This is a genomic window from Dielma fastidiosa (assembly GCF_000313565.1).
Taxonomy (GTDB): domain Bacteria; phylum Bacillota_I; class Bacilli_A; order Erysipelotrichales; family Erysipelotrichaceae; genus Dielma; species Dielma fastidiosa.
In genome coordinates, this window is record NZ_HE578927.1 from 350,863 (window position 1) to 353,755 (window position 2,893).

The 2,893-nt window shown below is 42.7% G+C and carries 4 protein-coding genes; all 4 read right to left on the reverse strand.

The features are described 5' to 3' along the window. Window positions 1-10 precede the first annotated feature (10 nt). A complete protein-coding gene (locus tag DAHG_RS11585) occupies window positions 11-883 on the reverse strand; it encodes an L-ribulose-5-phosphate 3-epimerase (RefSeq protein WP_022938521.1) in 873 nt (290 codons plus the stop codon). Further along, entirely contained in the window at window positions 858-1,556 is a 699-nt protein-coding gene (gene araD, locus DAHG_RS11590) for an L-ribulose-5-phosphate 4-epimerase (RefSeq protein WP_022938522.1), read from the reverse strand. The genes DAHG_RS11585 and araD overlap by 26 nt, the downstream gene beginning before the upstream one ends. Window positions 1,557-1,565: 9 nt before the next feature. Further along, on the reverse strand, window positions 1,566-2,597 hold the full coding sequence (locus DAHG_RS11595; RefSeq protein WP_022938523.1) for a hypothetical protein: 1,032 nt from the start codon (window positions 2,595-2,597) through the stop codon (window positions 1,566-1,568). A gap of 13 nt (window positions 2,598-2,610) precedes the next feature. Continuing rightward, window positions 2,611-2,893, reverse strand: a 283-nt coding sequence (locus tag DAHG_RS19480; RefSeq protein WP_022938524.1) for a PTS sugar transporter subunit IIA, incomplete at its 5' end; no start/stop codon positions are given.

Sequence of the window (2,893 nt, forward strand, 5' to 3'; positions counted from 1 at the left end):
CATATCTCTCCTATTTAAAAACTGTATCCAGATGTTTTCTTAAGAAGGTACTGGCATCCTTTAAATCCTGCTGCCAAGACTCTGAACCAATATACCAGAATTCACCGACAAACATCCGCACACCAAGTTCCTTCAACACTTCAATATTCTCTACATATTTCGTATGACCTGTACCAAAAGGTATCTCACGGTAAGCCCCCGGCACTGTTTCCTTTAAATGCGCTGCCACGATATGACCTTGACCCGTCAATAAATCATCATTCACCGACTTGCCATAAAGCAGAGAAGCATTGGTTAAATTACCAATATCAGGATAAACACCCAAGTAAGGACTGTCCATCAGGTTTACATATTCCATAGCTTTCTCAACCGTATCCATGAACGGTGTTTCCATCGTCTCAAAACCCATTAAAATACCCTTTGCAGCCGCCATTTCACCTGCCTTATGCAGATTTTCAATGAAATTAGCCTTGGTTTGCGCATCACCCTGATCATAATACACATCATAACCCGCCAGCTGAATAATACGAATACCCAGATCAGCCGCCAAATCGATGGCTTTTTCCATAATTTCCAGACTGCGCTGCCGTGTCTTTTCATCCTTTGTTCCTAACGGATATTTGCGATGACCGCTCAGACACATTGTATTCATTTTCACACCGGTCTTTTCCATGGCATGACGAACCTCATTGCGCTGTGCTTCACTCCAGTCAAGACGGGCCAGCTTCTCATCAGTTTCATCAATGCTGATTTCCAGCCAGTCGAAGCCGCTCAGCTTTGTCAGCTCAAGCTTTTCTTCCCAAGACAATGTCTTAGGCATCGACTTTTCATACAATCCCAGCTGATAAGCCTTCATACTATTTACCCTGACCGTAATAGGCATTCGGTCCATGCTTCCTTAAGAAATGCTTATCCAATAAAGTATCCTGCATCGGTTCAAGACTGCCTCTGATAATCTTCGTATTCAGCGCCATACATGCCAGTTCCTCAAGTACAACCGCATTATGCACCGCATTATGAGCATCAGTTCCCCAAGTAAATGGGCCGTGTGAATTCACCAGTACCGCCGGCATGTAGTCAGGATTAATACCTCTTTCATTAAATGTCTCAACGATAACTTTACCGGTTTCAAGCTCATAAGCGCCCTTAATCTCTTCATCACTCATACGGCGTGTACAAGGAATCGGGCCATAGAAATAATCGCCATGCGTAGTTCCTAATGCCGGAATATCTTCACCGGCCTGTGCCCATGAAGTTGCATAACGGCTGTGGGTATGTACTACACCGCCGATATTTGGGAAATTCTTGTAGAATTCAAGATGAGTCATTAGATCTGAAGATGGTTTTAATGTGCCTTCGACTACTTTACCATCCAAATCACAAACAACCATATCCTCAACCTTCATGCTGTCATATTCAACGCCGCTCGGCTTGATGATTACCAAACCGGATTCACGGTCAATCGCTGAAACATTCCCCCATGTGAATGTAATTAAACCATATTTAGGCAGCAATAAATTCGCTTCAAAAACCTCTTGTTTTAATTTTTCAAGCATAGCATCCTCCTAGTCAGTTACGACATATACAGCCGCTTCATTCATCGTATGATTTGCCGCTACGATGATATCGCGGTCTGCCTCATTCACAACGGCCAGATTAGCTGGGCCTACACCTTTTTCAATCACAGTAGTCTGATATTTTCCATCGACAAACTGCACATAGAAAATCTCCGCATCCTTTCTTCTGACACCCGCCAGGAAAGTATTTACACCGCGCAGCTTGCAGCCAACTAATGTATGCGCGAATTCAATTTCATTATCATAGCGATAGACTTCCTGATACTTGCCGTCAATCTTTTTATAAATTTTGATTTCAGTGCCATGGAATGGTTCAATCGTCATGATTTCCTTTTCACCGTCATTATCAATATCAATGGTTGCAATTTCACCAATCGTACCCTGCATGATCAGCTCTACACTCCATTGTCCGCCTAATTTAGCCGGCGGTGTAACCTTAACGATGCCTTGATCGGAACCAAAATAACCAACATCCTCACCATTATCCTGATCATGCCAGTAGCCATGATTGCGGTAAAGACCATCCGCAAGAACTTCCACTGAAATTCCCTCATTCAAATCTTCAGGCAATTGGCCCACATAAATGCGTCCAGGCACTGACCAGTCATCCTTGCAAGTCTTACTCGTTGCAATCGTAGCACCGATAAAATAATTGACGCCATTTTTATGATAAATATCAAAACGATGGATATAAGGCATATGCAGAACATCCTTAATCTCAAAACCATGATCTGTATATTTACCCCATACAATCTTAGATAGACTTGGTGAAACTTTCAGATAGAATTCCTGAACAGCCAGAAATTCACCTTCTTTACCGGGAATTGGAATAATCGACATACAGCCGCCCGGTGTTTCCCAAATTTTTTCTTTCTTTTCAAAATTTCTGCCGCTGAACATTTCACACAGCACATTTGGATCTTCACTGGCAAACATCACATGATTTTCACCATTCATGTTGATATTGCTTGCGCAGTAACAACGTTTAATATCATCGAGCTTAATTTTTTCAATTTTCATTGTTTTACCCTCTTTAATTCTCTAAGTATTTCTTATCGATAGCCAGAAGATCTTCCTTGCTCTTGGCTTCCAGCAGCTCTTCGACTAATTCCTCATTCATTAACATTTCACTTAACCGCATCATGTTCTCCAAATGCTTCTCATGATCCGCACTCGCTAATACGAAGAACAACCGTGCGTCCTTCTCTGGGTCCTCAGGATCAAAATGTACCGGCTCTTCCACTTTCATGAAGCAGATCGCTGTCTCATTGACGCCTTCAGCGCCTTCCGTACTGTGCGGCATCGCGATGTTTGGC

Excerpts from the sequence above, each read along its gene's own strand:
- DAHG_RS11585 (WP_022938521.1), bottom strand. The coding sequence starts at position 883 with ATGCCTATTACGGTCAGGGTAAATAGTATGAAGGCTTATCAGCTGGGA.
- araD (WP_022938522.1), bottom strand. The coding sequence starts at position 1,556 with ATGCTTGAAAAATTAAAACAAGAGGTTTTTGAAGCGAATTTATTGCTG.
- DAHG_RS11595 (WP_022938523.1), bottom strand. The coding sequence starts at position 2,597 with ATGAAAATTGAAAAAATTAAGCTCGATGATATTAAACGTTGTTACTGC.